Origin of the sequence: Microcystis sp. M31BS1 (genome assembly GCF_020245285.1) — a bacterium.
Classification (GTDB): domain Bacteria; phylum Cyanobacteriota; class Cyanobacteriia; order Cyanobacteriales; family Microcystaceae; genus Microcystis; species Microcystis panniformis.
Genome location: NZ_JADBVE010000259.1, coordinates 1 through 23,923 on the forward strand (window position 1 = coordinate 1; position 23,923 = coordinate 23,923).

General features: G+C 41.5%; 19 protein-coding genes and 3 pseudogenes. 18 read left to right on the forward strand and 4 right to left on the reverse strand.

Annotated elements, in window-relative coordinates; genetic code table 11:
* The 14 genes and pseudogenes from IM509_RS15255 to IM509_RS15320 form a co-directional block, all read left to right on the forward strand.
* A pseudogene (locus IM509_RS15255) lies at positions 1 to 268 on the forward strand (hypothetical protein); the annotation flags it as partial.
* A 61-nt stretch (positions 269 to 329) separates the two neighbouring features.
* Positions 330 to 566, forward strand: a complete 237-nt coding sequence (locus tag IM509_RS15260) for an NAD(P)-dependent oxidoreductase (RefSeq protein WP_052276400.1) — start codon at positions 330 to 332, stop codon at positions 564 to 566.
* Positions 567 to 577: 11 nt separating this feature from the next.
* Complete coding sequence (locus tag IM509_RS15265) at positions 578 to 1,627, forward strand: NAD-dependent epimerase/dehydratase family protein (RefSeq protein WP_052276399.1); 1,050 nt, start codon at positions 578 to 580, stop codon at positions 1,625 to 1,627.
* A complete protein-coding gene (locus IM509_RS15270) occupies positions 1,624 to 2,574 on the forward strand; it encodes an FkbM family methyltransferase (RefSeq protein WP_185236949.1) in 951 nt (316 codons plus the stop codon). Before IM509_RS15265 ends, IM509_RS15270 begins: the two co-directional genes overlap by 4 nt.
* 308 nt (positions 2,575 to 2,882) lie before the next feature.
* Positions 2,883 to 3,665 carry a TylF/MycF/NovP-related O-methyltransferase gene (locus IM509_RS15275; protein WP_185236950.1) on the forward strand — a complete coding sequence of 261 codons (783 nt, stop codon included), beginning with the start codon at positions 2,883 to 2,885 and terminating at the stop codon, positions 3,663 to 3,665.
* Positions 3,665 to 4,483, forward strand: a complete 819-nt coding sequence (locus tag IM509_RS15280; RefSeq protein WP_185236951.1) for a transketolase — start codon at positions 3,665 to 3,667, stop codon at positions 4,481 to 4,483. The genes IM509_RS15275 and IM509_RS15280 overlap by 1 nt, the downstream gene beginning before the upstream one ends.
* A complete protein-coding gene (locus tag IM509_RS15285; RefSeq protein ID WP_052276396.1) occupies positions 4,480 to 5,403 on the forward strand; it encodes a transketolase family protein in 924 nt (307 codons plus the stop codon). Before IM509_RS15280 ends, IM509_RS15285 begins: the two co-directional genes overlap by 4 nt.
* A gap of 66 nt (positions 5,404 to 5,469) precedes the next feature.
* Positions 5,470 to 5,850: a GtrA family protein gene (locus IM509_RS15290; RefSeq protein WP_052276395.1), complete on the forward strand. Its 381-nt coding sequence runs from the start codon at positions 5,470 to 5,472 to the stop codon at positions 5,848 to 5,850.
* Positions 5,847 to 6,782, forward strand: a pseudogene (locus IM509_RS15295) (glycosyltransferase family 2 protein). Before IM509_RS15290 ends, IM509_RS15295 begins: the two are co-directional and overlap by 4 nt.
* Before the next feature lie 356 nt (positions 6,783 to 7,138).
* Positions 7,139 to 7,408, forward strand: a complete 270-nt coding sequence (locus IM509_RS15300) for a YciI family protein (protein ID WP_002762776.1) — start codon at positions 7,139 to 7,141, stop codon at positions 7,406 to 7,408.
* Positions 7,409 to 7,580: 172 nt separating this feature from the next.
* A complete protein-coding gene (gene smc / locus IM509_RS15305; RefSeq protein ID WP_185236952.1) occupies positions 7,581 to 11,111 on the forward strand; it encodes a chromosome segregation protein SMC in 3,531 nt (1,176 codons plus the stop codon).
* 229 nt (positions 11,112 to 11,340) lie between these two features.
* Complete coding sequence (locus IM509_RS15310; RefSeq protein ID WP_052276392.1) at positions 11,341 to 12,921, forward strand: photosystem II high light acclimation radical SAM protein; 1,581 nt, start codon at positions 11,341 to 11,343, stop codon at positions 12,919 to 12,921.
* A 177-nt stretch (positions 12,922 to 13,098) separates the two neighbouring features.
* Entirely contained in the window at positions 13,099 to 14,610 is a 1,512-nt protein-coding gene (locus tag IM509_RS15315) for a WD40 repeat domain-containing protein (RefSeq protein WP_185236953.1), read from the forward strand.
* Between the two features lie 180 nt (positions 14,611 to 14,790).
* A complete protein-coding gene (locus IM509_RS15320) occupies positions 14,791 to 16,671 on the forward strand; it encodes a DNA-directed RNA polymerase subunit gamma (RefSeq protein WP_052276391.1) in 1,881 nt (626 codons plus the stop codon).
* 40 nt (positions 16,672 to 16,711) lie between these two features.
* Here IM509_RS15320 and IM509_RS15325 read toward each other — a convergent pair whose 3' ends face one another.
* On the reverse strand, positions 16,712 to 17,596 hold the full coding sequence (locus IM509_RS15325) for a RidA family protein (protein WP_185236954.1): 885 nt from the start codon (positions 17,594 to 17,596) through the stop codon (positions 16,712 to 16,714).
* Entirely contained in the window at positions 17,586 to 18,701 is a 1,116-nt protein-coding gene (locus IM509_RS15330) for a DUF262 domain-containing protein (protein WP_052276389.1), read from the reverse strand. The genes IM509_RS15325 and IM509_RS15330 overlap by 11 nt, the downstream gene beginning before the upstream one ends.
* Before the next feature lie 111 nt (positions 18,702 to 18,812).
* Between IM509_RS15330 and IM509_RS15335 the strand changes: the two are divergent.
* Positions 18,813 to 18,979 (forward strand): annotated as a pseudogene (locus IM509_RS15335) (helix-turn-helix domain-containing protein); the annotation flags it as partial.
* A gap of 305 nt (positions 18,980 to 19,284) precedes the next feature.
* A complete protein-coding gene (locus IM509_RS15340) occupies positions 19,285 to 19,737 on the forward strand; it encodes a DUF29 domain-containing protein (RefSeq protein ID WP_052276388.1) in 453 nt (150 codons plus the stop codon).
* 148 nt (positions 19,738 to 19,885) lie between these two features.
* Here IM509_RS15340 and larC read toward each other — a convergent pair whose 3' ends face one another.
* Entirely contained in the window at positions 19,886 to 21,142 is a 1,257-nt protein-coding gene (larC, locus tag IM509_RS15345; RefSeq protein ID WP_072925245.1) for a nickel pincer cofactor biosynthesis protein LarC, read from the reverse strand.
* On the opposite strand from larC, the gene IM509_RS15350 reads away from it, so the two are divergent.
* Positions 21,119 to 21,760, forward strand: coding sequence for an L-threonylcarbamoyladenylate synthase (locus IM509_RS15350; RefSeq protein ID WP_002771642.1), 642 nt, complete (start codon positions 21,119 to 21,121; stop codon positions 21,758 to 21,760). The genes larC and IM509_RS15350 overlap by 24 nt on opposite strands.
* A gap of 257 nt (positions 21,761 to 22,017) precedes the next feature.
* Complete coding sequence (locus IM509_RS15355; RefSeq protein ID WP_052276386.1) at positions 22,018 to 22,428, forward strand: Hsp20/alpha crystallin family protein; 411 nt, start codon at positions 22,018 to 22,020, stop codon at positions 22,426 to 22,428.
* A 58-nt stretch (positions 22,429 to 22,486) separates the two neighbouring features.
* On the opposite strand, the gene hpf is transcribed toward IM509_RS15355, so the two are convergent.
* The gene (gene hpf / locus IM509_RS15360) at positions 22,487 to 23,086 is read right to left on the reverse strand and encodes a ribosome hibernation-promoting factor, HPF/YfiA family (RefSeq protein ID WP_002771638.1); all 600 of its coding nucleotides are present in this window, start codon (positions 23,084 to 23,086) and stop codon (positions 22,487 to 22,489) included.
* Positions 23,087 to 23,923 lie beyond the last annotated feature (837 nt).

Sequence of the window (23,923 nt, forward strand, 5' to 3'; positions counted from 1 at the left end):
AAATCAAGGAAGGTATGAACAACAAAAACCTGATGAAAACAATCGTTATTGGATAGCAGAGATTAACTTATTTTTGGGAGTCTGGCAGGGAAAAAAAGCTGAAGTGACAGCCTATTGGTTGCGTTGGTGGGATAAGTCGGGCAATCTGTTATTATGGGGGAGTGAACGAGTCGCACAAACTGAATATCAACTCGAACAGGAGCGAATGTTACGGCACAAATTAGCTGAAAAATTAAGAGAAATAGGCGTTGAACCAGAAACCTTGTAGGAGACTTGTCAAATGCTGATAAAATCATGGAAGAAATCTTGGTAATGATTCGGGGCTGAAGATGCAACCTAACCTAACAAATGACTTAAATCACATTCTTGCCCATACTAAAACCCTGTGGGAGGAATTGCGGGGACAACGGATATTTATTACCGGAGGTACAGGCTTTTTTGGCTGCTGGCTTTTAGAGAGTTTTATTTGGGCTAATGATCAGCTAGACTTAAAAGCATCGGCAAGGAAATCTATCCTCGATGGGATACTAGATATTATTCGGGATCACAAACCAATATTTTTCTGAGTTAGAAAATTATGAGACATAAAATTGTTGAACAAGATTTGAGGCAAATTATTGCAGCTGATTTACCTTGGCAAACTTTGGCAGGAAAAACAGTTTTTATTTCGGGAGCCAATGGATTTTTACCAGCTTACATCGTGGAAACCTTGCTCTATTTGAATGAACAAAAAAAACATTCTTCTATCAAAGTGATTGGCTTAGTCAGAAATAAGGAGAAAGCCTTAAAACGATTGGAGTTTTACCAGAATAGAACCGATTTAGAGTTAATTGAGCAGGATGTTTCTAGTCCGATTTCTTTAGACTTGAAAATAGATTTTATCATTCATGCTGCCAGTCAAGCCAGTCCGAAGTATTATGGGAAAGATCCAGTGGGAACATTATTAGCGAATACTGTAGGAACTTATAATCTTCTCGAACTTGCTCAACTCCATCAAGTGGAAAGCTTTCTCTATTTCAGTAGTAGTGAGGTGTATGGAAAAGTTGATCCCTCTTGTGAGCAAATTAGGGAAGATAATTATGGTTATCTGGATCCGACCTTAGTTCGTTCCTGTTATGCTGAAAGCAAGCGTATGGGCGAAAATATGTGTGTTTCTTGGTTTCATCAATACAACATTCCTACTAAAATTGTCCGTCCTTTTCATACTTATGGGCCGGGGTTAAGCTTGGATGATGGTCGAGTCTATGCAGATTTTGTAGCTGATATTGTCAACAATCGTGATATAATTATGAAAAGTGACGGAAGCGCTCGTCGCGCTTTTTGTTATTTAGCCGATGCCGTTCAAGGTTTTTTAACTATTCTTCTGAAGGGGGAGAATGGACAAGCCTATAATTTAGGAAATCCTCAAGGGGAGATAAGTATATTAGAATTGGCGGTGAAACTTGTGGATTTATTTCCTGAAAAAGGATTAAAACTCCTTCGCCAACCCATCCAAGATAATCCCGATTATATTCCGAGTCAAGTCTCCCGGAATTGTCCGGATATTTCTAAGTTATTGGCCTTAGGCTGGCAACCTCAGACCAGCATTGAAGAAGGTTTTAAACGTACAATTGGGAGTTTTTTATGAAGTTATTGGACAGGAAATCACACTATCATTTGGGACAGAGCAATAAACAGCAATATATTGATGAAATGTATCAATTTCACCAGCTTCTGTTTGACTATTCTGAACTTCTCAAGGATACTGACATTGCTAGTATTAGGATTCAAGACGATGGAGTTGTATTTACTTCTAGGGAACAAGGAATCAATATCTGGTTTAATCAGCAGGATAAACGGTCGATACCCTTTGAAATCCTCAATTTTAATTTCCATGAGCCAGCAGAAAGTTATTTGATTTTTGAGTTAATTTCAACTTTAGATGCCTCCTGTAATATCTTTGATATAGGAGCGAATATCGGCTGGTATTCTCTAAATATTGCCAAGCAATTTAACCAAGCTAAAGTCTGGTCATTTGAACCAGTGAAGTCAACTTTTGAATATTTCAGAAAAAATCTAGAATTGAATTCGGAAATTGAAAATATCATTGTCTACAATTTTGGGTTTTCTAATCAAAACGAAACGTTAAAATTTTACGTTCAACCCGATACCTCTGTCACTGCGTCTTTAGTGAATATTACGGAGAGTGAAACCATTAAAGAAATAACTTGCGAAGTGAAAAGGTTGGATGAATTTATCGATGAACATCCTGTCAAGATAGATTTTATTAAATGTGATGTGGAAGGAGCAGAACTTTTAGTTTATCAAGGAGGTCTGGAGACAATTAAACGAGACAAACCAATAATTTTTACAGAGATGCTCAGAAAATGGTCAGCAAAATTTAATTACCACCCTAATCAGATCATTGACTTAATGGCTGAGATAGGTTATGATTGCTTTACCGTTTGTGATCATAATTTATCCCGATTTTTCCTCATGGACGATACGACTCTAGAAACTAACTTTTTCTTCCTTCATCGAGAAAAACATAGCCAACAAATTCAAAAATTTATGTTAAGAAAAACTCACTTGTGATCGAAAGCAAATGATAGAAAAATTAGCCAAACAAATTCGCTTACTTTCCTTAAGAAGCCCCCCTATCGTTCCTATTTATATGCTTCGGATGTGATGGTTTGGTTATGGACTATCTTATTTAAGGGGCATCTTGTCGCCCTTATAATGGAGGTTAAAATTGTAAAAATCAACATCAAAGATGTCCCATTAATTTACCTAAAAAATCCCTGCCCAATCTGTCAATTGGATAATTTTAAAAAAATTATCACTTGACCTCAAATGCCATTCAAGTTTGAACCTAAAAATTGTTCTCAAATAGGAATAACAAAATGAATTCAGAAACGCGATCATCATTGAGTCAATTAGGACATCATTCCGCTAAGTACAATCAACAGGAAAAAAGCATTCCCGATGATTTAGCGAGGACTTTTGAAGTATCTGGTCTACCTATAACCCAGCGTCTCTCAACATTTCCTCGTCATGTACGTCGCCAAGACATTGCCCGATTTTTAACGAGATGGGAAATTTTCAAACTTAGCCTCCAGGCTAATGGCAGTATTGTTGAATGTGGAGTGTTTGGAGGGGGTGGATTGATGTCTTGGTATCATTTTTCTGCCATTTCTGAACCCTATAATCATACTCGCAAAGTGATCGGATTTGATACTTTTGAAGGGTTTCCTTCACTCCATGAAAAAGATATCAAAACTGGTGATTCAGAACATTTAAAAGAAGGAGGTTTTAAAACTTCGGACAGGATTATCAATGAACTGCAATCTCTAGTTGATATCCACGACAAAAATCGTCCTTTAGGACATATTGCTAAGGTAGAGTTAGTAGCTGGAGATGCTTGTCAAACTATTCCCCAATATGTCAAAAATAATCCTCATTTATTGATTAGTCTTCTCTATTTGGATTTTGATATTTATGAACCTACTAAGGTGGCAATTGAATATCTCTATCCTCGAGTTGTTAAGGGGGGAATTATTGCTTTTGATGAGCTAAACTGCGCCGAATTTCCAGGTGAAACTACCGCACTCTTAGAAAGCTTAGAGATGGTTAAACTCTGTCGCTTTCCTTATGACCCCTATATTTCCTACTTTGTCAAAGAATAATGGCTCAAAACATCCTAGTTAATCAATTAGCTCAATCACTCCGCCTTCAGGCTTTACGGATGGTTCATCGAGCCAATGCCTCTCACATTGGCAGTTGTTTAAGCATGGCTGATTTATTAGCTGTGCTATATGGCAAAATTCTCCGAGTTGATCCGACTAACCCAAATTGGCTAGACCGCGATCGATTTATTCTCAGTAAAGGTCATAGTGCGGCTATTCTCTACGCAGTACTGGCTGAACGGGGATTTTTTCCCCTAGAATGGCTAGAAACCTATTGTCAAGATGGTTCTAAGTTAACTGGTCATATCAGTCATTATCTACCCGGAATAGAAGCCTCTACCGGGTCTTTAGGTCATGGTTTACCTATCGGTTGTGGTATAGCTCTAGCTGGTAAACGTGAAGATAAACCCTACCGAGTATTTGTTCTAGTTAGTGATGGCGAAATGGATGAAGGCTCAAACTGGGAATCAATTTTATTTGCGCCTCAGCATCAACTCGATAACCTAGTTGTTATTGTGGACTATAACAAGATTCAGAGTTTTGGCACGGTCAAAGAAGTGCTTGACCTTGAACCCTTAACAGCTAAATTCCAGGCATTTCGTTGGTCAGTGCGAGAAATTGACGGTCATAATTTCCAGCAGATTGAAGATGCTTTCAATAGTGTTCCTTTTGAAAAGGGCAAACCTAGCTGTATTATCGCCCATACTGTTAAGGGAAAAGGAGTCAGTTTTATGGAAAATCAACTGGCTTGGCATTACAAGTCACCGAATCAAGAACAACTAGAACAAGCCGTAGCAGAAATTGAGGGGAAATCATGAGAACAGCTTTTATCAATACGCTTTGTGAAATAGCCAAGAAAGATGAGAGGATTTGGCTTCTTTGCGGAGACTTAGGCTATTCTGTCCTCGAAGGATTTGCAGGCCAATTTCCTCAACGATTTGTGAATGTGGGTATTGCCGAACAAAACATGATCGGCATAGCTGCGGGTCTAGCAATGTCTGGCAAAATCGTCTTTGCCTATTCTATTGTCAATTTTCCGATCATGCGATGTTTTGAACAGATTCGTAATGATGTCTGTTATCACAATCTCAATGTTAATATTGTTGCTGTTGGTGGTGGACTGACCTACGGTTCTCTGGGTTATACTCATCATGGCATGGAAGATTTGGCGGTGATGAGAGTGTTGCCTAATATGACTGTTATCGCTCCAGGGGATCCTCTAGAAGCTAAATTAGCTACTCAAGCTATTGTTAACCTATCTAGTCCGTGTTATTTAAGATTAGGGAAAGCCGGTGAACCTCAAGTTCACCCTAGGGAACCTCAGTTTGAAATTGGTAAGGCAATCGAGTTACAGTCGGGAACAGATTTGACCTTAATCAGTATAGGGGGAATGCTAGATTTAACCGTTAAAGCGGCTGAAAAACTGACGATGCAGGGTTATTCTATTGAAGTTTTGAGTATGCCGACTCTCTACCCTCTAGATGAACAATCTATCTTACAATCTGCCCAAAAGACTAAGAAGATAATCACCCTAGAAGAACATGGAATTGGCGGTTTAGGAAGTGCAGTTGCAGAAGTTCTGGCACAGTCGAGCGAAACTGTTGAATTTAAGCCTTTAAGGTTAAAAAGAGAAGCAGTTAAAACCGCCGGTAGTCAAACAGTTTTACGTTCCCAACAAGGACTTGATTTGGATGGCATTGTGCAATCGGCTCTGGCCATGCTACAAAGAGTGTATTAGCCATTTTACAGGTGAGGAGAAGGTAAAGACCAATGTAATCACTAATTGTCAAAATAAACTTGAAAAATGTATCTGTTCCAAAAAAGTAAATTTGTTAGATTTTTGTTAGTGGGGGTAATTAATACCTTATTTGGTTATTCTGTCTTTGCCTTGCTGATTTGTCTAGGATTAGATTATCGCTATTCCTTACTTATCGCTACTATTTGCGGGGTATTATTCAACTTTAAAACTATCGGAGCTATCGTTTTTAAAGACCAAAATAATCGACTACTAACTCGCTTTATTGGTGTTTATTTAGTGATTTACTTATTAAACGCTGAATCCTTACGAATTGTTAAGATGCTAGGAATCAATATCTTAGTGGCACAAGCTATCTTAGTATTGCCTCTAGCAATTGTTTCTTATTTCTTGAATAAAACCTTTGTTTTTAGAGGAAATAGACAATGAAAAAAATTAGTGTAGTGACTCCTTGCTATAATGAGGAGGGGAATATCGAAGAGATTTATCTTCAAGTCAAACAGATTTTTGCGGACTTAGAAAAATATGATTATGAACATCTATTTATTGATAATGCTTCTCAGGATAAAACGGTGGACATTCTTAAAGGTATTGGCATCAAAGATTCCAATGTCAAAATTATCGTTAATGCTCGAAACTTTGGGGCAATTTGATCGATTTACTATGGAATAACTCAGCCAGATGCTGATGCTGTTGTCTTAATTTTTGCTGATTTACAAGATCCACCAGACTTGATTGTTGATTTTATCAAAAAATGGGAAGAGGGCTATCACATAGTCAAAGGAATAAAAACTTCAAGTGAAGAAAATTTTCTACTGTATAGTATCCGGAGTTTTTATTACTTTCTTGTCACTCAGTTATCGGATATTAAGCCTACTGCTCATTTTACAGGTTTTGGACTCTATGATAAAAAGGTCGTGGAAGTTTTGAAAAAAATTGACGAACCTTATCCATACCTAAGAGGTATTATTTCAGAGATCGGCTTTGACAGTGCTGAGATTGAGTACAAACAACGGCAGCGTAAAAAAGGGAAGAGTAGTTATCGAAATTTTTATAGGCTTTATGACGCTGCAATGTTAGGCATTACCAGCCATTCTAGTGTTCCTTTGAGGATTGCTACATTTTTGGGTTTTGCTTTGTCTCTGCTGAGTTTGCTAGTGGCGTTAGGTTATTTAATCGCCAAATTGTTGTTCTGGGATTATTTTCCTTTAGGAACCGCACCCGTTACTGTCGGACTATTTTTACTCGCTTCGGTGCAGTTATTTTTTATCGGCATTATTGGGGAATATATTGGCTTAATGCACATGAGAATTTTAAAAAGACCTTTAGTTGTCGAACGAGAACGGATTAACTTTGAGTGAGTGACTGTATTTGTTATACTAACTTAATCTTGGAGGACAAATGGTAATGGTTAGGCGTTGGGTTTCATGCTTCAACCCAACCTACTTTCATCTTATATTTAATTCCACCCACCTACTTAAATACAATAGAAAACCTATCTGGATTAGCTAATCTATATATAGCGTTTTTCAGTCTAATGAGGTATAGTGAATCCATCGATAGATAGGCGTTTCAGGGTTTCAATCGGGACTCACTTCTGTGAAAACCGCTATAGTAAAATGTAGATTCTGTGTACCCCCCACTTTTCTATATCGATTTAGTCTGATTGACGATTCGATCGTAAAATAGCAACAGATCAAGAGAGTACAGGTCAAATATGCCGAAATTTGTTATCTGGGGTAGTTATTGTGAAAACGTGCTGGAAAAACGCGCTCCCTATCGTCAAGCGCATCTAGAGGGATTAAATCAACAGAAAGAACGGGGAATTCTCATTACTATCGGACCAACGGCAGATTTAAGCCAAGTTTTTGGAATTTATCAGGCAGCCAGCGAGTCAGAAGTGCGAGAATTAATCGAAGCGGATCCCTATTGGCAAAATGGCATCTGGACAGAGTACCAAGTCAAAGAATGGATTCAAGCCATCTAAGGGGACTATCAGCTATATTTTTCATAAGGGTATCCCCATAAAATTCTCAAACTACGCAACTAATCAAACTCATCTCCGGTCAAGTCTGAGGATATTTTCAAGGATAAACCGGAGTTATCCCTTATCGATTCAAGCTGACAGCTGATAGCTTGCCTAATTTTTGCTTATCGCCATGGTTTACATCAAAAAGGTCGAACTCTCACACTTCAAATCCTTCGGGGGAACGACTCCCATCCCCTTTTTACCGGGGTTTACGGTGGTTTCTGGTCCAAATGGTTCGGGAAAGTCGAATATTCTCGACGCATTGCTATTTTGCTTGGGATTAGCTACATCCAAGGGAATGCGGGCCGAAAGATTACCGGATTTAGTCAATCACAGCTATAACAGTCAACGTCATAGCACCGAAGCGAGTGTTTCGGTGACTTTTGATGTTAGCGATATTCCCGACGCAACCGATAGGGATTGGACGGTTTCCCGACGCTTAAAAGTGGCTAAGGGTGGCAGCTATACTTCTACCTACTATATCAATGGGGAAACCTGTACGGTTAGCGAACTTCACGACCAGTTGAACCGTTTACGCATCTATCCCGAAGGGTACAACGTGGTGTTACAGGGGGACGTAACCCGAATTATCAGCATGAATGCTAAGGAAAGACGGGAAATTATCGACGAATTGGCAGGAGTAGCCGAATTTGACCGCAAAATTGAGAAAACTAAGGATAATATCGATTCGGTTAAAGAAAGAGAAGAACGCTGCCAAATTATTGCCACAGAATTGCAAAAATCTCTGGAGAAATTAGCACTTGATCGCATTAAAGCCGAAAAATACCAAAAACTCAAGGCCCAAGTCCAAGAAAAACAACAATGGGAAATTGTCCTGCATTGGCAAAATCTCCAGCAACGCTGCCAGCAAGTACAAGGACAAATTCAAGCTGGGGAAAGGGAAAAACAGGTTTTAACGGAGACTATCGCCAATTTATCCGAACAAATCGCCCAAAATAGTCAAGAATTAGAGAAACTCAATCAACAGGTCAAAGCTTTTGGGGAAGATGAACAGCTGTCCCTAACTTCCCGATTAGCGAGTCAACAGGCCAAACGACAACAACAGCAACAACGGCAAAAAGAGTTAGAAAACCTCGAAAAAGAATCTCAGGCACAGAAAACAAGACTTTTAGAGGAAATTAATCGCTATAATCTCGAATTAACTCAGATTACTGCTGAAAAAAGCCGTTTAGAAACTGAAATTTTACCCAATCTCCTACGGACAACCCAAACCGCAAGGGAAACCCTAGAAAACCATCGTCTGCAAGCAAGTAGTCTCGCGGAAGCGTCAGAAGCTTGGGTAAAAGAACAAAGCGACCTTTCCCGCAATATTACCCGTCTTCAGGAACAATTAAACCCCTACCGTAGCCAACGGGCCCAATTGACCGAAAGATGCGATCGATTGCAAACTAATATAGTAGAAGCTGGTCAACGTCTGCAAGAATTAGAGCAAGTTATTAGCACAAAAACCGAAGAAAGTCAAGAAATATTACAAAAAATTAATCAAGCGGAACCCGATAGCCAAAATTTAGCCCAAAAACTCACCCTTGCTGAACAAAATCGCGTCATCAGTCAGGACACCCAAAAACGTCTGCTCAAGGAACAACGGGACAAACAGAGGGAATTAGATAAACTGGAAGCGACCAAGCAAGCACAACAAGAGGCCCAGGGAACCTATGCCACTCAAATATTATTACAGTCAGATTTGCCCGGAATCTGCGGATTAGTGGCACAATTGGGGGAAGTAGAGGAACGTTATCAAATTGCTCTTGAAATCGCCGCCGGAGGTCGTTTAGGTCATGTAGTCGTCCAAGATGATAGCGTTGCGGCCGCCGGAATTGCCTTGCTAAAACAGCGTCGCATCGGTAGGGCCACTTTTTTACCCCTGAATAAAATTCGTCCCCCCCGTCCCCAAGATATTTCCTCTGTGCGTCACGCGCGGGGTTATCTGGATTTAGCGGTGAATTTGGTTAAGTTTCAACCCCAGTATCGGGAGGTTTTTAACTATATTTTTGGCAGTACGGTGGTTTTTGAGGATATAGACTCTGCCCGTTATTATATCAATCAATATCGCATCGTTACTTTGGATGGCGAGTTATTAGAGATGACTGGTGCTATGACTGGAGGCAGCCAACCGACGCGATCGGGGCTGCGTTTTGGTAAAATTTCTGCCAAGGAGTCTAGTGAAGCGGAATCTCTACGGGAAAGATTAGCAGAAATCGATCGCATTCTTACCCGCAACGAAGAAAAAATTACTCAAGTCAATAATCTTATCAGTCAGTTAACCCAACAGTTAACCGAAACCCGTCAAAGTCATCGGGAAAATCAATTATCTCTACAACAATTAAGCAAGGATTTAGAACGTTTAACCACAGAAAAAGAGGATTTAACCCGTCAATTATCGGGACAGCAAGAGGAAATTAGTATTTCTAGTCAACGGTTAGAGGTATTAACTAGAGAAATTCCTCAGTTAGAGTTATCCTTACAGCAAGAACAGGAGAAATTAACTGCTTTAGAGGCCAATCATACCCATAGCGAATGGCAACAGGTGCAGGGAATAATTCGCGCTCAAGAATTAGAGTTACAAACCCAAGAAAATCACCTCGCTACAGTCCGCGAACAGTTAAAAGACCTACAAAATCAACAGATCAGACTAGAGGAAAAAAGTCAAGAGTCTGGGGATAGAATTATTGAGATTGAGAAAATAATTACCGATGCAGTTAATCAGAGAAATATCGGTAATCTGGAGATAGAAAAACTTAATCACAATATTTTAGAAATCAATCAAGCTTTACAGCAATTATCCCGACAACTAGGGGAAACCAAGCAAAAAAGAGACCAATTAGAAACAGTTTTGCGACAACAACAAAACCAGCAACAACAGGCTATCTGGCAATCGGAAAAGTTAGTCAACAATCAAGAGGAAAGACAAGCATTACTAACCACTTTACAGACAGAAATTAGTCAACTAGAAAGCGACCTACCCAATCCCTTGCCCGAAATTCCTGAAAGCGATCGAGATTTCGAGAAAATTCAAAGCGATATTCGGCAGTTACAAAAGAAATTGGAAGCTTTAGAACCTGTGAATATGTTAGCTTTAGAAGAATACCAAAAAACTAAAGAGAGATTAGATGAACTATCAGAAAAACTGCAAACTCTAGAAGGAGAAAGAACCGAACTACTTTTACGCATAGAAAACTTTACCACCCTCAGATTTAATGCTTTTCAGGAAGCATTTACGGCCGTTAACGAAAACTTTAAGATTATATTTGCCACCCTGTCCGACGGTGATGGTTACTTACAACTAGAAGACGAAAATGACCCCTTTAATGGTGGCTTAAATCTGGTGGCCCATCCGAAAGGAAAACCCGTACAGCGATTAAGTTCCATGTCTGGAGGTGAAAAATCTTTAACCGCTTTAAGCTTTATTTTTTCCCTACAAAGATATCGTCCTTCTCCCTTTTATGCCTTTGATGAAGTGGATATGTTTTTAGATGGGGCCAATGTAGAGAAATTGGCCAAAATGATTCAAAAACAAGCACAACAAGCGCAATTTATTGTCGTTAGTTTGCGTCGGCCGATGATTGAAGCATCGGAAAGAACCATCGGTGTCACCCAAGCGCGGGGAACCCATACACAGGTACTAGGAATTAAAGTTTAACCTAAGACGCAAGTGGGGTGTGGGGAAGTGGGGTGTGGGGTGTGGGGTGTGGGGAAGTGGGAAGCTTTTCAGTGACTCAGTAAACAGTAATCAGTGAACTGAAAACTCACATCTGATAACTGATAACTGATAACTGATAACTGATGACTGATAACTGCCAGACAAGCCGGACAAAGTTAAGTTATATTAAGATTACTCAGAATGCGTCTCCATCCCCTTCAGAAATCTCATGACTCAACCGCAAGCACAACGCATCCTCTACGTTAGACTCCCCTGTAACCCCATTTTCCCCATCGGTGTGGTTTACCTTTCCGACCACGTTCATAAACTCTTCCCCGACATCGAACAAAGAATCTTTGACCTTGGCACCGTCCCCCCCTTAGACTTTAACCAGGCACTCGATCGCTGTGTTGACGAATTTCGGCCCACCCTGCTAGTATTCTCCTGGCGGGATATTCAAATATATGCTCCCGTCGGTGGTCGCGGTGGTAATCCCCTGCAAAACGCCTTTGAATTTTACTACGCTAAAAACCCCCTAATCAAGCTGCGCGGTGCTTTAGGAGGTTTAAAGGTGACAACCGCCTACTACGGCGAATTATGGCGCAATCAGGGACTAATTCGCCGAGGGTTGCAGCGGGCCAGAAAATACCATCCCGAAGCGCGAGTTATCGTCGGGGGTGGTGCCGTCAGTGTTTTCTACGAACAACTAAAAACCAAACTGCCCACAGGAACAATTGTATCAGTCGGAGAAGGGGAAACCCTGCTAGAAAAATTCCTCTCCGGCCAGGACTTTAGCGATGAACGTTGTTATGTGGTCGGAGAAACCACACCCCGGCCGCGTTTAATCCACGAATCCCCCACCCCCTTAGAAAAATCCGCTTGTAACTACGACTATATCGCCGGTATTTGGCCGGAATTTTCCTACTATTTCCAAGAAAACGACTTTTATATCGGGGTACAAACCAAGCGCGGCTGTCCCCATAACTGCTGCTACTGCATCTATACCGTCGTTGAAGGCAAACAAGTACGCATTAATCCCGCGGATGAAGTAGTTAAGGAAATGCGCCAATTATACGACCGCGGCATTCGCAATTTCTGGTTTACTGATGCCCAATTTATCCCCACCAGAAAATTTATCAACGACGTGGAAGAACTATTAGAAAAAATTCTCGCTTCTGGGATGAAAGATATCCATTGGGCTGCCTATATTCGTGCCGATAATCTCACTCCGAAACTGTGCGATTTAATGGTAAAAACAGGCATGAACTACTTTGAAATTGGCATCACCAGTGGTTCTCAGGAATTAGTCCGTAAAATGCGGATGGGCTATAATTTGCGGACAGTTCTGCAAAATTGTCGAGACTTAAAAGCGGCGGGTTTTAATGATCTGGTTTCGGTAAATTATTCCTTTAATGTTATTGATGAAACCCTAGAAACTATTCGTCAAACTATCACCTATCATCGGGAATTAGAAAACATTTTTGGAGTCGATAAAGTGGAACCAGCCATCTTTTTTATCGGACTACAACCCCATACCCATCTAGAAGAATACGCCTTCAAAAAAGAAATTATTAAACCCGACTATGATCCCATGAGTTTAATGCCCTGGACAGCCAAAAAACTGCTCTGGAATCCCGAACCTTTGGGGTCATTCTTTGGCGAAGTTTGTCTGCAAGCATGGCGACAGAATCCTGATGATTTTGGACGGGAAGTGCTGAAAATTTTGGAAGCAAGACTAGGGAAGGCCGATTTAGAATCCGCTTTAACCGCACCGATAGAAACTAAGAAAAAAGTCTTAACTCCTGCTTAAAAATTATCAGATCCCCCCGCCTATCGGCACCCCCCTTATCAAGGGGGGCGGGGGGGATCGAACCTAAAATCCATTTTAAATTTAATTATAACCAGCTACTTAGAAACTAAGGAAAAAGTCTTAACTCCTGCTTAAAAATTAATTTTAGTCAATCCCAAGGCGGCAATTAGCGTTACCATGAGTCTGAAATCAGGAGATGATCAAAATCCCTTTACCGGTAACTGCAAAATGACCGACCATCGCCCCCATTGGCTAGAATTAGCGGAATATATCGCCCTAGGATTAACCCTGCTTACCCTTATGGCCATGGGTGCGGAGTTTTTGCCTTTGTTCCTCCTAGTCGTGACTTTCGGGTTGAATATTCTCAATCGTCTCCGAGAAAGAACTAGGCAACGTCAACGCTTAACCGAGATAACCGGTCATTTACAGAGTCAGTGGGAAGAAGAAAAAGAAGCTTTATCGGCACAAATACAGTCCCTCAGTCCCGCAGTGGCCAGGGATAACGCTCGTGCGGTCGCAGAATTAGAGGAGAATATTCTCGTCCTCGAACAGTCCCACAATCAAATTATTCAATATATCAACCGTAACGGGCTGCTGGAACGCATCGAACATCTGGAAAAATCCTACGGTCGCTTACACAGAGATATTTTGCCGCTTAACGAAGAATCGGCCGATATTCCCGCCACAAAAGCGGAAAATGAGCCACAAATCACCCTACCTACCCTTAATTTAACTCCCACTTCCCCCCCCGTCGATATACCCCATTGGCACTATTATCGCCGTCTGGCCGCCCATCGGGAAATGATTACAGCGATCGCAATTACCGAGGATCAACGGTTTTTAATTAGCGTTAGTTGGGATCGTACCCTAAAAATCTGGGATTTTGCCACAGGAACCCTGATTAATACGGTAGAAGCTCACGATCAGGGCATTTTAGCCCTAGCAGTGACCGGAAATGGCGATTATCATCTAGCGACGGGAGGATTCGATCAAACCGTTAAATTATGGACGTTAGCCGGCGATGGCAGTAGTCTGGAATTAAATCAAATTTTCCTCGGTCATCTCGGTTCGATTCACGGCCTGGATTTTGCCCCCCGTTGGCATTTTTTGGTTAGCGGTAGTTACGATCAAACCCTAAAACAGTGGAATTTAGAGCAGGAAAACGAAGCATTTAGCTCCTATGACAGTCTAGGGGCAATTTATGCCCTAGCAGTGGCTCCTAATCAAGATTTTATCGCCGCAGCTGGAGGTGATGGCACTGTCACCCTCTGGCAATTGGGATCGGGAGCAAAAATCGCCGTCCTATCTGGTAACGTTTCTTCGGTGCAGAGTCTGGCGATCGCTGCCGATAGTCAGATTATTGCCGCCGGTTGTGTGGATGGGACGGTGAAAATCTGGCAATACGACCCAGAGAAAAGCGGTCATTTTGCGCCAATTCGGGTGATTAATGCCCATAATGGTCAGGTGACAAGCTTGGTATTTGCAGAGGAGGGTCAATGGTTATTTACCGGGGGAACCGACGGAGAGATTAAAATCTGGTTAGCCAATTCTCAACAGGCGATCGCAACTCTTAGCAGCGACAATGGGCGATCATCGCCGATCTCCAGTTTAGTTCTCAGCCCCGATTATTGTCACCTAGCAGCGGCTGCGGCCGACGGTAGCATCATCATCTGGGAAAATATCACTTAATGGTCGATCGAACTAGAAAAATTGTATAATGTAATGTCCCGGACTCGATCGGGCCAGTTTGACCCCAAGAAAAAGTGACTGAGTTAACTGTCGTTTCTGCCTAATAGTTGTCATCGGGGCATCGAGAACGCGCGAGCGATCGCTTATCCCAGAATCATTACCCATAGTAAAAAATTCAGAATGAAGACTCCAACAGATCAAAGATTTGATTACGTCAAAATCGGTTTAGCGTCCCCCGAAAGAATTCGGCAATGGGGAGAAAGAAACCTGCCTAACGGTCAAGTCGTCGGAGAAGTAACCAAACCAGAAACGATCAACTATCGGACTCTCAAACCGGAAATGGATGGGTTATTCTGCGAGAAAATTTTTGGACCCTCGAAGGACTGGGAATGTTGGTGCGGTAAATACAAACGCGTCCGTCACCGGGGAATTGTCTGTGAACGTTGCGGAGTGGAAGTCACCGAGTCGCGGGTACGTCGTCATCGCATGGGTTTTATCAAATTAGCTGCCCCCGTCACCCACGTTTGGTATCTCAAAGGTATTCCCAGCTATCTCAGTATCCTGCTCGATATGCCCCTGCGGGACGTGGAGCAAATCGTCTATTTTAATGCCTATGTGGTTCTCGATCCGGGTAATGCCGGCAATCTTAGTTATAAACAACTCCTCAGCGAAGATCAATGGTTAGAGATCGAAGAGGAAATCTACGCGGAGGATTCGGAATTAGTCGGTATTGAAGTGGGTATCGGGGCCGAGGCTATCCAAAGACTCTTACAGGAAATTAACCTGGAAGAAGAAGCGGAAAGACTGCGGACGGAAATTGTCGAAAGTAAGGGGCAAAAACGGGCAAAATTAATTAAACGTCTCCGGGTAATCGATAACTTTGTCGCCACGGGTTCTCAGGCAGAATGGATGGTTTTAAGCGTAATTCCCGTGATTCCCCCCGATTTACGCCCGATGGTGCAGTTGGACGGCGGCCGTTTTGCCACCTCTGACCTGAACGATCTCTACCGTCGGGTGATTAACCGCAATAACCGTTTATCCCGTCTGCAAGAAATTCTCGCCCCCGAAATTATCGTCCGCAATGAAAAACGGATGTTACAGGAGGCCGTCGATGCTTTAATTGATAACGGTCGTCGCGGTCGCACGGTGGTGGGGGCCAATAATCGCGCCCTGAAGTCTTTATCGGATATTATCGAGGGTAAACAGGGGCGTTTCCGTCAAAATCTCCTCGGTAAACGGGTGGACTATTCGGGACGTTCGGTTATCGTTGTTGGTCCGAAATTGAAGATCTATCAATGCGGTTTACCCCGGGAAATGGCGATCGAATTGTTCCAACCCTTCGTTATCCATCGTTTAATTAAATTAGGCATCGTCAATAATATCAAGGCAGCCAAGAAAATGATCCAACGGGGGGATGCCAATGTTTGGCACGTCTTGGATGAAGTAATCACGGGACACCCGGTGATGTTAAACCGCGCCCCTACCCTGCACCGTTTGGGCATTCAAGCGTTTGAACCGATACTGGTGGAGGGCCGGGCGATTCAGTTACATCCCCTCGTCTGTCCCGCTTTTAACGCTGACTTTGACGGGGACCAAATGGCCGTACATATTCCCCTCTCCCTGGAGGCACAATCGGAAGCGCGCTTGTTGATGTTGGCCTGTCATAATATTCTCTCACCGGCGACCGGTCGCCCGATTGTTGCCCCTTCTCAGGATATGGTTTTGGGTTGTTATTATCTCACGGCCGAAAATCCCAAGGCCCAAAAGGGTGGAGGTCGTTATTTCGCCAGCATGGATGACGCTATTCGCGCTTTTGATCAGGGATTGGTAGATCTGCACGCTTCCGTGTGGTTGCGTTTACCGGTGGGAGAAAAGGTGAAAACCAATAAACCCGATGAGGAAGTCCTGGAAACGGAAACTCTCCCCGATGGCAGCATCTGGAAATATTATCGGGAACGCAAAACCCGCGAGAAGGATGGTCAGATAATTGCTCAGTATGTGCGTACTACAGTAGGGCGAATTATCTACAATAAGACGATTCTAGAAGCTTTGGTGGTCTAGAGAGAGATTAGGTTAGGGTGGGCAATGCCCACCTTAATTTTTAGGCTAAAGCGGCAATACATTCTATTTCCACTAGCACATCTTTGGGAAGACGGGCCACTTCCACACAGGCCCGGGCCGGGGCAGTTTCTGGGGGGAAATAACGGGCATAAACTTGATTCATCGCCCCGAAATTGGCTAAATCCGAGAGAAAGACGGTAGTTTTCACCACATTTGACCAATTAGCCCCAGCAGCGGTTAAAATGCCCTCTAGATTGGCCATAACTTGTTCGGTTTGGGCGCTAATTTCCCCGGAGACGATTTCACCCGTGACGGGATCTAGGGGAATTTGTCCCGCAACAAAGAGAAAAGGACCAGTAGCGGCGATCGCTTGATTATAGGGACCCACAGGGGCCGGAGCTTTATCAGTACGGATGACCTGATTATTCATATGACGTTGCAATTCTGCATCTAACTCTTTTAACAAACCATATATTTTATCAAAATCACGTTTAGTTTTAGAAGGAGCGTCATAAGTTCTCAAAGTACCTTTAGTATGAGTATGAGCCGCTCGATTGCGACTATCTTTTAGATTACCAAGATAACCTTTTAAAGCACTAATTTTACCAGTTTTTTCTAACTTTTTTTCAATTTTTTCTAATGTTGCTAAACCAATAACCATCATCAACATTTTTCTAAAAGCTTCATATTGAAATTTAGAGTTAGGCTTAATAATCTCGTCTTTGATGAATTTTTGGTTAGCTTCGGACTTTAAGCATCGTTTAGCACATCTTAAAACTATATCATCCATAGTTTCCTCGATCCAGCCACATAATTCTATTAGAGCTAGTTTAGAATAAAAAATTTTTTGATCATCAGTTGTAGAGTCATTATAGAGTTTATCAAGCCTGTTTAGCGTCTTGAATAAATAACTTTTAGTAATCATTACCAGTAGAAGTAGATGAAAAAATTTTGATAGATGTATTAATTCTCTCTAAAGCCTTATCTTTTCGATACATACCACCAGATAAATTTTTAGTTAAAAATGGTTCAGATTTTATTAATCTAGAATACTTGTCTTGTAATTCATCATTGGAGAGATTGACTAAAGTATCTAAATTTTTGGCAACTCCTAACAGAATTCCCTCAGCAATAACTTTACTGGTTTTGAGAGGTTCCTCTTTGAAGATTCTATCATAAATCAAGTCAACAGTTTGCTTAAATAATTGATCTTTATCTTGAATAAAATCTTGGTGGGCAAATCTATGTTTATACATATAATCATTTAAAAATCCGGTCAATTTCCCCTTGTAGTTCTGGTATCCATCATAAAAAGCAAAGAAACGAAGAACTAATTCTTCATCTTCAAATCGAGATGCTTTTTTCTGCTTTCGATCCATCAGCAAAAGCCAGTTTTCATATTGAGCGCATTCTTTTAAAAAAGTATTAAACTCGCCATTATAGATACAATTTCTGATCTCCTGATTATTAAGTTTTACTCCACCGGTATTTAAGCGATGGAAAATGTTAAAAATATAATTATTATGAGTTTTTTTGCTGGAGTCGTAGCGAATCATGGTGATGGGAATAGTCATATTTTCTACGCGTTCATATAATTCTTCATGCTGAGTTTTTATTTCCTCAACTGTTTTTCCAGAAATAGACGAATCTACATCAGCTAATTTTGATAGCTTCCAATCTTCAGTAGTTAAAAATTTGACTATGGTACTAATTCGTTGTAATCCATCGATGATATAGCGTTTATCTGTCTTATAGTCAAGACTAATACACATACTAGGAATCGGTAACTGTTTCATTAAACTATCAATAAAACGAGTTTGTTGTGGATCAGTCCACACCATATCTCTTTGAAAATCTGGATCGATAACCAATTGTTTTTTTTGATACATTCTAACTAGATCAGAGCAGGAACGCTGCTCATTGTAAGCAATAATATCCGCAGGAGGAAAATCCACATCATCTTCTTCCTCTAGATACTTTTCTTCTTCGGCTGCTAGTAATTCCTCTTCTTGACTGAGATAATTAACCATAATTTTTATCCCTCCTAATATTGCCAATTCAAAAATGAAACGCACGACTCCTTAAGAGTTGACAGAAAAAGGCTCATCAGGTACTGTCTGATCAATACAACAACAAATCAGATCCAAAAACGAAGCCTCCAATATCTTAACATAGAACAAAGAAACTTGCTCTACCAACTTGGTCAAGAGGGAAATTTATCTCAACGGCAAATGGCAGCTGGGATGTCATCAAAGCACGACTAAAGCGAGAATTAAGAAGGAATCAAGGTTCCCTCGGATGCTATCTACTGAAAATTGGTAAGTACCTAGGCAAAATTATTTACACATGACGATCATTGCCCCGTAAGGGTTTTAGCTCGATCGGGCAGGTAATTAATTTTGCATGACTACTTAAGTAGTCGGACATAAATAAACAACACTATGTTAAGGAATGTAAAATAGCCGGTTTTCGCTGCTGCATACAGCCTTCTACCCTATTTACAAAACTTTATACAGCAGCGAAAACTTATGTCCGACTACTTACCTCCCCGTCAGCGGTTATAGTTAAGAGAGTGGTGCGTTACCACCGACTTCTAAATGGGATATTTTCAACATGAAAAATCAATTATCTCAGCTTTATGAAACTGATTTTAATTTGTGGATTGAGCAAACCGTAAATCACTTAAAAAAGTGCAATTTAGCAGCCCTCGATTTAGATAACTTAATCGAAGAAATATCCGATATAGGACGTAATAATAGACGGGAGGTATTCAGTCGTTTAAAAGTTCTCTTGATGCACTTACTTAAATGGCAATATCAACCAGAAAAACCGACTAATAGCTGGATAAATACCATTGATGAGCAAAGAGAACAATTAGAGTTTATTTTCAGGGATAGTCCTAGCTTAAAACCCTATTTAGCCGATATTTTCGCTGAATGTTATCAAAAAGCAGTGCGAGGGACGGTAAATGAAACTAATTTACCAAAAGAAACTTTTCCTGTTGATTGTCCTTTTAGCCAAGAACAGGTTTTAAATTGGGATTATCTTCCTGGAAATAGCTTTTGAAAAATGGATATAAGTAGGGAGGTACAATTATTTGTAGGATGGGTTAACGGTAGCGTAACATGAGCGGGCGTTGGGTTTCATGCTTCAACCCAACCTACGTTCTTTTGAAAAATGGATATACCAGTTTTATGATAAAATTGCCCTGCTGTCAAGACTGATTTTTTTCTTGCCAAATAGCTAAGGCCATTTGATGAACAAATCGCCAAGGTAGATGATGCTGACGGGCAATTGCGGCACAATCTTCGTATTCTGGTTGTACGGTAATCGGTTGATTAATTGACTCTTTGTAGGCAACTTTTAGCCGAATTTGTCCATAGACAGTATCGATCGATTGTATCTCTCTTTTTAAGATCGATCGCTCTTGAATTGTCCTTCTAATGCCTAAAGTTGTGGTTTCCTGAAAGATCATATTTTCACAAATAGCAATTTTATCCAAGGCACAAATTACTGTCAAAAGTATCCCCAAACGAGATTTTTTCATAGTAATTGCTTGACTAAATACATCCAAGGCACCCGCTTGTAATAAAGCCTCGCTTAAGTAGGCGATCGCTTGTGGATTTAAGTCATCAATTTGAGTTTCTAAAACTGCCACAGTTTCAATTTCATCTAGCTTTTCTGATTCTTTTTTCCCTAACCAAAGTCGGACAAGATTGGGAATCGGTAAATCTTTTGTCCCTGCTCCTAAACCGACCTTTTCTAACTGCATTTTCGGCGGTTTACCGAAACTTTTAGCTAAAGTTGTCACAATAGCTGCCCCCGTGGGTGTTACTAACTCCGCTTCGATGCCATTACTATAAATTGGTACTTGTCGCTGGCTGAACAATTGTACTACTGCTGGCACGGGAACCGGTAAACGACCATGGGCGGCCTGAACTGTACCGCCGCCGGTGGGTAGAGAAGAACAGTATAATTCACTTACCGATAGCCAATCCAAACCCAAACAAGTCCCGACGATATCGATAATGGCATCGGTTGCCCCGACTTCGTGAAAATGCACTTTTTCCGGTGCGATCCCGTGAACGGCTCCTTCTGCGATCGCAAGTTGTTGAAAAACCGCTAAACTCCATTCTTGGACTTTCTGGGGTAAATTTGCCTGTTTAATTAAATTTTCAATCTCCGGTAAATGGCGAGCGGGGGTATGATGGTGATGGTGGTGATGATCAGAGGACTTCTCGGCAGTGACATCGACGTGAATCTTAGTGGCAATTTGACCGCGACGATGCAGTTTTTCGGCCTTTAACTGATATTCATCCTCGATTCCTAAAGTTTTTAGTTGTGCAATCAGGTATTCTAAGGGGACTCCTAAATCTACTAATGCCCCTAAACACATATCCCCGGCGATTCCCGTGGGACAATCCCAATAGGCGACGATTTTGCTATCATGGCTACTATTTACTCTCTCCATCCGGAAAATCCCCAACAACGTTCTATCCAAGAAATCTGTCATGCCCTGAAAAATGGGGCAATTATGCTTTATCCTACCGATACCGTCTATGCGATCGGTTGCGATCTCAATGTGAAATCCGCCGTCGAACGAGTTCGCCAAATCAAGCAACTATCTAATGATAAACCCTTGACGTTTCTCTGTTCTTCTTTGTCGAATATTTCCGAGTACGCAGTGGTCAGCGATTATGCTTATAAAATTATGCGACGAGTTATACCCGGTCCCTACACTTTTCTCTTACCGGCGACTAAATTAGTGCCGAAAGTGGTGATGAATCCGAAGCGGAAAACCACTGGTATCCGGGTTCCCGATCACGTTATTTGTCGCACTATTCTCGAAACCCTAGAAAATCCCATTATCTCTAGTTCTGCTCATCTTCCCGATCAGGAGGGGGATTTTCCCACCAAGGGATTAGAAACCGCTAGGCTATTCGATGCCCTCGATCATATCGTTGATTTAATTATCGAAGATGGTTCGGCTCCCGGTTCGGAAGTGTCAACAATTGTTGATTTTACCGGCGATCAACCGGATATCGTGCGTCAGGGTTTGGGTTGGCCAGAATTACAACAATGGTTATAACGAAGGCGGTCGTCAGGAGATAGGAGACAGGAGACAGGAGATTATTTTTATTTATTCTCCCCACACCCCACACCCCACACCCCACACCCCACACCCCATACCCTACAACTTCCCACTGATAACTGATAACTGACAACTGAAACTGTATCGGTTATTGCTACTTTTTATTTCCTGAAAACCGCCTTGTGGAAGTCAAGTTAGTTGCTTAAGATAGAGGTAATCGCAGTCAGAGAAAACCTCTCAAGGAAATTATTACTATGGCTTTCACTCTTTATTCTCCCTTCCTCGAAATTAATTCTGTCCAACGTCAAATCGATCAACTTTTTCAAGAAGTATTACCGACAACTTCCTTGGTGTCTCGTCCCCCGGTGGAAATCTCTGTTAACGAGGATTCCGTGGAATTAAAAATCGAATTACCCGGCATGGATATTAAAGATATCGATGTGGAGGTTAGCAAGCAAATGGTGGCTATTAACGGGCAACGTGAATGCCCTGCCGAGGTAGAAAACAGCGAGTTTTATTATGGTAAATTTAGTCGCTTGATTACCCTACCAGTGGAGGTGCAAAATAGCCAAGTTACCGCTAACTATCAAGACGGTGTTCTTTATCTCACCCTCCCGAAAGCGGTGGCAGAAAAAAATAAAGTGGTTAAAGTTAATCTTGGTTAGATGAGAAAAAGACTGGAGAATTTCTCCAGTCTTTTGTTTTATTTGTAGTCGCTAACTGTTAATTGGATTCTTTGCCATTTAGGTTGACGGGACGGGGTTGAATAACACCAAAACCGCCGTGATTGCGTTGATAGATAACATTGATTTCGTTCGTGTCTTTGTTGCAGAACATATAGAAATCGTGATCGACTAATTGCAATTGTGTTAGTGCTTCCTCAATAGTCATCGGTGGCATGGCAAAGTATTTCATCCGCACTACTTCCGCAGGTAATTCGGGAGTGCGATCGCCAATTAGGTTATCATCTAAGGGTTTCTCTTGCACCACCTCGCTAGTTTTAACGGTGGCGTTGGTGCGATGATCCACCAGTCTTTCTTTATACTTGCGGAGTTGACGAGCGATTTTATCAGAAACTAAATCAATACTTGCGTACAAATTTTCGCTTCCTTCTTGAGCGCGAATCACTGTTCCATTAGCATAAACCGTTACTTCTGCCTTGTGGCGATCGGGAATGCGCGCATTCTTTTCCACGGAGAGGTGAACATCGACTTTTGTGGTTATGCCGTTAAAATGTTTCACCGCTTTCTCCAGCTTTTGTTCCACATAATCATGAATAGGTTCGGTGACAGCGATATTATTGCCCTGAATCAATAGCTTCATACTCACTACTCCATCTAAAAATTTTGCTATGGACTGCCCACATCAACTATTTTTAAGGGGTGTTGATGCTAGGAATTTAATCCTCAAAAAACTGCTCGATTGCGCTGTTGAGTGAAAGTCAATTAGAGGTCACAGTCTAGATATTGTCGGTGTTCTCGTTCTCTTTTTTTTGTCGGATCGCGCGGAAAATTCATCGGGTCGAGCGCCTATTTGCAACTGGATTTATCTACCTCTATTCTAACAAGTTTCTGTAAACCTTTTCTTAACAGAAGTGCGAAGTTCTGTTAACTTTTATTTAAAGAAACCGATTTTCGCCGCCAGCAGGGGAATCCGGTGATTGTTTCTCCCGTGGGACGGTTAACCTCGGAATAGATGGGATAACCCTAGATTAGCACTTAGTATTCTCCCCAACATCTATATCTTCCCTTCTTTTAATTTTCCTTTGCGCTCCTTCACATTTCTTAAATAATTTGACAAATTTCGCAATGAATGCTCAAAAAATACCTCGTCTCTGTGGGCTAAAAATTCGGGCAATTACTCCCGCTGCTCTCGGGACAACAGCGATCGCTAGTGCCAGCGAGAATTGCTAATCCCGACTTACACTCTCGCTGCTGACTCAGATGTTAAGTTTGTTAAATTTAAGTAGGGAGGCACAATTATTTGTAGGATGGGTTAGCGGTAGCGTAACCCATCGGGGTGTTGGGTTTCATGCTTCAACCCAACCTTGTATCTTGAGAAGTAGGCAACCCGTCCCAACCTAGGTAAAAAATACCGCTTTGTAGCTTGGGTGCCTATATTCTGAAAAAGGGCGTGGACATCCAGTTCAACCGAGGTGCT